The sequence below is a fragment of the Stenotrophomonas sp. TEPEL genome (assembly GCF_004348785.1).
GTDB classification, from domain to species: domain Bacteria; phylum Pseudomonadota; class Gammaproteobacteria; order Xanthomonadales; family Xanthomonadaceae; genus Stenotrophomonas; species Stenotrophomonas indicatrix.
Genome location: NZ_QQXJ01000001.1, coordinates 1,515,561 through 1,522,373, shown reverse-complemented (window position 1 = coordinate 1,522,373; position 6,813 = coordinate 1,515,561). Strand labels below are relative to the sequence as shown.

The window sequence follows — 6,813 nt, the reverse complement described above, 5'->3', positions numbered from 1 at the left end:
CAGGGGACGCTGCAAGTACGTCCCTGTAAGCTCGATGGGGCCATCCATGGCGCCAACGCCCCTGCATGGCCCACCCGCCCGGCCAAGCGCGGCTTTTGCTTGTGAGCCTGACCGCCACGAGGGGCTCCGCCGTTGGCCGGACACCCCGCGACAAACCAGCACACGTGCGCAATCCCATCGAACGTCGGACAATGGAGCCCTTGGCGGCCCGCCACGCCGCCCCTCCCGCTTTCCGCTGCAAGGAACTCCCCATGGCCGCCCGCAAGTCCTCCTCTCCCCTGATCGAAGTCACCGCCCGCCGCGGCCAGCCGCTGGGCATGGCACCGGCCACCTTCCTGCGTGACTTCTGGCAGAAACGCCCGCTGCTGATCCGCAATGCCTTCCCGGATTTCCAGACCCCGGTACAGCCGGAAGACCTGGCCGGCCTGGCCTGCGAAGAGGGCGTGCTGGCCCGCCTGATCGAGCACGACAAGGCCCAGGACAGCTGGCGCGTGCGCAGCGGCCCGTTCCAGGAAGACATCTTCCCCGCCCTGCCCGACCACGACTGGACCCTGCTGGTGCAGGACGTGGACAAATGGGACAAGGACGTGCGCGCCCTGATCGAACACTTCAGCTTCCTGCCGCGCTGGCGCATGGACGATGTGATGATCAGCTTCGCCGCTACCGGTGGTTCGGTCGGTGCCCATGTCGACCAGTACGACGTGTTCCTGCTGCAGGCCCACGGCCACCGCCGCTGGCAGATCGATGCCAGTGAATCGATCAAGGGCAAGCGCCCGCCGCTGGGCTTCCGCCCCGACGTGGAACTGAAGCTGCTGGAAGTGTTCAAGCCGACCCACGACTGGGTGCTGGCACCGGGCGACATGCTGTACCTGCCGCCGAACGTGCCGCATCACGGCGTTGCCGAAGACCCGTGCCTGACGTTCTCGTTCGGCATGCGCGCACCGTCTTCGGCCGAGCTGATCAGTGACTACCTGGACACGTTGATCGCCGACGCCGACGAGAACATCCGCTACCAGGACGCCGACCTGAAGGCACCGGCCGACCCGAACGAGATCGACACCGTGGCGATGGCGCGGGTGATCACCGCGCTCAACGCCATCCGCATGAACGATCCGGACAAGCTGGGTGACTGGTTCGGCCGCTTCATCACCACCTACCGCGCCGCCGGCGAGGTGATGGCCCATCAGCCCGCGCCGCCGCAGGAAGAAGTGCTGGAGGCCCTGCAGTCGGGCCTGCTGCTGCAGCGCCACCCGTGGGCGCGCCTGGCCTGGCGCCGGGCCAAGCGCGGTGCCAGCCTGTATGTCAGCGGCCAGGACTTCGCCCTGCCGGTCAAGGACGCGCAGCGCCTGGCAGGTGCCGAGCAGCTCGACGCGGCCGCCTACCGCAGTCTGTCCGACAAGGGCCGTGCGGTGGTCCAGCAGTTGCTGGTCGGCGGCGTGTTCCAGCTGATCGATCCGAACGAGGTGTACGCCGACGAGGAGGAAGCGGTGCTGGGTGAAGTGATCGAGGGCCAGGAGCAGGTCGAGGTGATCGAGGCTGACTCGATGTCCGATGACGTCCATCTGGTGACCGTGCACGACGACGGTATTGAAGTGATCGTCAACTTCGATGACCACGATGAAGACGACAGCGACGCCGGCCGCGGCTGAGCCATGAGCCCGCTGCGGGTCCAGCAGGTCATTCACGCCGAGGCCCACGTCGCCATCCACGACGTGCGCCAGCGGGTGTTCGTGCAGGAACAGGGCATCGACGCCGCCCTGGAGCGCGATGCCCTGGACCCGGTCTGTGCCCACGTGCTGGCGCTGGATGCCGACGGGCATCCGGTCGGCACCGGGCGGCTGGCACCGGATGGCCGCATCGGCCGCATGGCGGTGCTGGCGGCGTATCGCGGCCACGGCATTGGCGAGGCCCTGCTTGAGGCACTGGTGCAGGCCGGGCGCCAGCTCGGCCTGGCCGAGCTGCACCTGCATGCGCAGCTGCCGGCACGCGACTTCTACGCCCGCCAGGGCTTCCTTCCGGAAGGCCCCGAATTCGAAGAAGCCGGCATTGGCCACCAGCAGATGCGGCGCCGCCTGCAGGCCGTTTCCGCCATCGACAGCCGCGCTGAAGCGGTGGCGATCACCACGGCGATCATCCACCGCGCCCGCCGTCGATTGTGGCTGCACAGCCGGCAGCTGGACCCCGGCCTGCTGGATGCGCCGCCGGTACAGGCGGCCCTGCGCCGCTTCGTCACCGCCCGCCACGACAAGCAGCTGCGGGTGATCGTGCATGACGCCGCAGCCATCGCCAGCGCCGGTGCGCCGCTGCTGGCGCTGTTCCAGCGCCTGCCCAGTGTGATCCAGTTCCGCGAGGTCGCCGATCCGATCGATCGCGCCCTGGCCTCGGCCTGCCTGCTCAACGATGCAGGCGACTTCTACTTTCGTCTCATCGGCCATCGCCTCGACGGCGAATCGGCAATCGCGCTGCCGGCACGTTCGCAGCCGTTCGAGCAGCAATTGCAGCGTGTCTGGGACCGTTCGCGCGAATGCAGCGAACTGCGCGCACTCGGCATCTGACCGCGACCGGTGCGCTCAACCTGTCTGGGACCGACACCGGGGGACGCCCGATGGCCTCGTCGCTGCCCCTTCGTGTCCGGATGGGGGTACAATTTGGCCGTTTGAACGCGCCCGTGCATGGCTATTCATCTTCGTGCCGGGTCCTTCTGAAGCCATACCCCACAAAGCGAATCAGCACCCTCCATCGTGGACAATCAACTGAAGCAGTTTGCGCAATCTTCGCAACTCGCCGGCGGCAACGCCTCCTATGTCGAGGACCTGTACGAGCAGTACCTGGTCTCCCCGGATAGTGTCGATCCCAAATGGAAAATCTACTTCGACGGCTTCAAGGGCCGCGAAGCGGGCGACATTCCGCACTCGGCCGTCATTTCCCACATCGCGGACGCGGCCAAGGATGCGCTGAAAGCAGGCACCGGTACCGGTGCAGGCGATGAGCGCGAGCGCAATGTCGGTCGTCTGATCACCGCCTACCGTTCGCGTGGTCATCTGGATGCCCGCCTGGATCCGCTGGGCCTGGCCGCGCCGGTCAACACCCCGGACCTCGGCCTGCCCTTCCACAACCTGTCCGATGCTGACCTCAACAGCGAGTTCAGCACCGGCGGCGTGGGTGGCCAGCCGCGCATGAAGCTGCGTGACCTGCTGGCGCGCCTGAAGGCGACCTACACCGGTTCGATCGGTGCGGAGTTCATGCACATCTCCGAGGTCGAGCAGCGCCAGTGGATCTACAGGAAGCTGGAACTGGCCGGTGGCAACTACCAGCTGGACGCTGACACCCAGCGCCGCACGCTGGAGCGGCTGACCGCCGCCGAAGGCCTCGAGCGCTACCTGCACACCAAGTACGTCGGCCAGAAGCGGTTCTCGCTGGAAGGCGGCGACTCGCTGATCCCGATGATGGACACCATCATCCGCAGCGCCGGCAAGGATGGGGTCAAGGACGTGGTGATCGGCATGGCCCACCGCGGCCGCCTGAACGTGCTGGTCAACACCCTCGGCAAGAACCCGCGCAAGCTGTTCGACGAATTCGAAGGCAAGTTCGAGCACGACGAGCACGCTTCGGCCGGCGACGTGAAGTACCACATGGGCTTCTCCGCCGACGTGGCCACCGAGGGTGGCCCGGTGCATCTGGCCCTGGCGTTCAACCCGTCGCACCTGGAAATCGCCGACCCGGTGGTTGCCGGCTCGGTGCGTTCGCGCCAGGAACGCCGCAAGGACACCGCACGCAAGCAGGTGATGCCGATCCTGATCCACGGCGACGCGGCCTTCTCCGGCCAGGGCGTGGTCATGGAGCTGTTCCAGATGTCGCAGGCCCGCGGCTTCGCCGTTGGCGGCACCGTGCACATCGTGGTCAACAACCAGGTCGGCTTCACCACCTCCAATCCGCAGGACACGCGCTCCACGCGCTATGCCACCGACGTGGCGAAGATGATTGCCGCCCCGGTGCTGCACGTGAACGGCGATGATCCGGAAGCGGTGGTGTTCGCCGCGCAGCTGGCGTTCGAGTTCCGCCAGAAGTTCGCCAAGGACGTGGTCATCGACCTGATGTGCTACCGCCGTTGGGGCCACAACGAGGCCGACGAGCCGGCGATCACCCAGCCGCTGATGTACCAGGTGATCCGCAAGCACGCCACCACCCGCGAGATGTACGCCGAGCAGCTGGAAAAGGCAGGCGTGATCGCCGCCGGCGCCGGCAAGGCGATGGTCGATGCGTACCGCGAGAAGCTCGATGCCGGTGAAGTGACCACCGAGCTGGCCAAGGTCGAAAAGACCCCGCCGACCAGCCCGCTGTTCGTTGATTGGCCCAAGTTGCTGGAAGGCAAGCTGTCCGATCCGGTGTCGACGAAGGTCGACAAGGACAAGCTGGTCGCGCTGGCCAAGCTGATCAACACCGTGCCCGAAGAAGTGCAGCTGCACTCGCGCGTGGCCAAGGTGTACGACGACCGCCGCAAGATGGCTGCCGGCGAGATCCCGGGCGACTGGGGCTTTGCCGAGAACCTGGCCTACGCAACCCTGCTGGATGAAGGCAGTGCGCTGCGCCTGGTCGGCCAGGACGTCGGCCGCGGTACGTTCACCCACCGCCACGCGATCCTGCACGACCAGAAGACCGACAACTACTACCTGCCGCTGCGGCAGCTGGTGGATTCGCCGGAGAAGGCCACCGTCATCGATTCGCTGCTCAGCGAAGAAGCGGTGATGGCCTACGAGTATGGTTTCTCCACCACCGATCCGAACACCCTGTGCATCTGGGAAGGCCAGTTCGGCGACTTCGCCAACGGCGCCCAGGTGGTGATCGACCAGTTCATCGCTGCCGGCGAAGCAAAGTGGGGCCGCATTTCCGGCCTGACCCTGCTGCTGCCGCATGGCTATGAAGGCCAGGGCCCGGAACACAGCTCGGCGCGCCTGGAGCGCTTCCTGCAGCTGTGCGCACTGGAGAACATGCTGGTGGTGGTGCCGTCGACCCCGGCTCAGGCCTTCCACATGCTGCGTCGCCAGCAGCACCTGACCACCCGCAAGCCGCTGGTGGTGATGTCGCCCAAGTCGCTGCTGCGCCACAAGCTGGCCGTGTCGACCCTGGACGAGCTGGCCAATGGCGAGTTCCAGCACCTGATCGGCGATGCCAATGCAGATGCCAAGAAGGTCACGCGCGTGGTGCTGTGCTCGGGCAAGGTCTACTACGACCTGCTGGAAGACCAGACCAAGCGTGGCCAGGACGACGTGGCGATCATCCGCGTGGAGCAGCTGTACCCGTTCCCGCGTGCGCTGCTGGCTGCCGAACTGAAGAAGTACGGCAAGGCCACCGATGTGGTGTGGACGCAGGAAGAACCGCAGAACCAGGGCGCGTGGTACCAGATCCGCCACCACCTGCAGTTCTGCCTGGCCGATGGCCAGAGCCTGCATTACGCCGGTCGCGCACGTTCGGCTTCGCCGGCTGCCGGTCACATGGCTGACCACGTCCGCGAACAGCAGCAGCTGGTCGCCGATGCACTGGTCAACCCGTTCAACGACTCGTTCGCTGAATAACTCTCCCCTATTTAGAAGACAAACCAGGAAGCTCCCGCATGGCCACCGAAGTCAAAGCCCCGGTACTGCCCGAATCCGTCGCCGACGGCACCATCGCCACCTGGCACAAGAAGGTGGGCGACGCCGTCAAGCGCGACGAAAACCTGCTTGACCTGGAAACCGACAAGGTCGTCCTGGAAGTGCCGTCGCCGGTCGATGGCGTGATCAAGGAAATCAAGTTCAAGGAAGGCGACACCGTCACTTCCAGCCAGGTCGTGGCGATCATCGAAGAAGGCGCCGTGGCTGCTGCACCGGCCCCGGCTGCCGAAGAGAAGAAGGCTGAGGCCGCTCCGGCCGCTGCTGCTCCGGCCGCCGCCGCTGCCCCGGCCCCGGCTGCCAAGTCGGCTGCCGACGCGCTGCCGCCGGGCGCCCGCTTCACCGCCATCACCGAAGGCGTGAACCCGGCCGACGTCGACGGCACCGGCCGTCGTGGCGCCGTCACCAAGGAAGACATCGTCAACTTCGCCCGCAACGGCGGCGCCGGCAAGGCCGGTGGCGCACGTCCGGAAGAACGCGTGCCGATGACCCGCATCCGCAAGCGCATCGCCGAGCGCCTGATGGAGTCGAAGAACTCCACCGCCATGCTGACCACCTTCAACGAAGTCGACCTGTCCAAGGTGTCGGCGGCGCGCAAGGAACTGCAGGACGAGTTCGTCAAGGCACACGGCATCAAGCTTGGATTCATGAGCTTCTTCGTGAAGGCCGCCGCCAACGCGCTGCAGCGCTTCCCGCTGGTCAATGCCTCCATCGACGGCGACGACATCATCTACCACGGCTACTCGGACATCTCGATCGCCGTGTCGACCGAGAAGGGCCTGGTCACGCCGGTGCTGCGCAACGTCGAGCGCATGTCGTTCGCCGACATCGAAAAGACCATCGCCGACTACGCCAAGAAGGCCCGTGACGGCAAGCTGAGCCTGGAAGAACTGCAGGGCGGCACCTTCACCGTCACCAACGGCGGCACCTTCGGTTCGCTGCTGTCGACCCCGATCATCAACCCGCCGCAGAGCGCCATCCTCGGCATGCACGCCATCAAGGAGCGCCCGATCGCCCAGAACGGCCAGGTCGTGATCGCGCCGATGATGTACCTGGCGCTGTCCTACGATCACCGCATCATCGACGGCAAGGACTCGGTGCAGTTCCTGGTGGACATCAAGAACCAGCTGGAAAACCCGGGCCGCATGCTGTTCGGCCTGTAAGA

At 66.2% G+C, this 6,813-nt stretch carries 4 protein-coding genes; all 4 read left to right on the top strand.

The window, feature by feature from the left end; all coding sequences use genetic code 11:
* The first annotated feature begins 251 nt into the window (after positions 1-251).
* The 4 genes from TEP_RS06805 (at position 252) to sucB (ending at position 6,811) form a co-directional block, all read left to right on the top strand.
* Positions 252-1,649 (top strand): cupin domain-containing protein, encoded by a 1,398-nt coding sequence (locus tag TEP_RS06805; protein WP_132824721.1) that lies wholly within the window; start codon positions 252-254, stop codon positions 1,647-1,649.
* Between the two features lie 3 nt (positions 1,650-1,652).
* Positions 1,653-2,555, top strand: coding sequence for a GNAT family N-acetyltransferase (locus TEP_RS06800; protein WP_132824720.1), 903 nt, complete (start codon positions 1,653-1,655; stop codon positions 2,553-2,555).
* A 186-nt stretch (positions 2,556-2,741) separates the two neighbouring features.
* Positions 2,742-5,573 (top strand): 2-oxoglutarate dehydrogenase E1 component, encoded by a 2,832-nt coding sequence (locus TEP_RS06795; protein ID WP_132824719.1) that lies wholly within the window; start codon positions 2,742-2,744, stop codon positions 5,571-5,573.
* A gap of 38 nt (positions 5,574-5,611) precedes the next feature.
* Positions 5,612-6,811, top strand: a complete 1,200-nt coding sequence (sucB, locus tag TEP_RS06790) for a dihydrolipoyllysine-residue succinyltransferase (protein WP_025876796.1) — start codon at positions 5,612-5,614, stop codon at positions 6,809-6,811.
* Positions 6,812-6,813: the final 2 nt, after the last annotated feature.

What these genes read in the sequence shown, in the direction of transcription:
- TEP_RS06800 (WP_132824720.1), top strand. Translation starts at nt 1,653, where the DNA reads ATGAGCCCGCTGCGGGTCCAGCAGGTCATTCACGCCGAGGCCCACGTC.
- TEP_RS06805 (WP_132824721.1), top strand. Translation starts at nt 252, where the DNA reads ATGGCCGCCCGCAAGTCCTCCTCTCCCCTGATCGAAGTCACCGCCCGC.
- sucB (WP_025876796.1), top strand. Translation starts at nt 5,612, where the DNA reads ATGGCCACCGAAGTCAAAGCCCCGGTACTGCCCGAATCCGTCGCCGAC.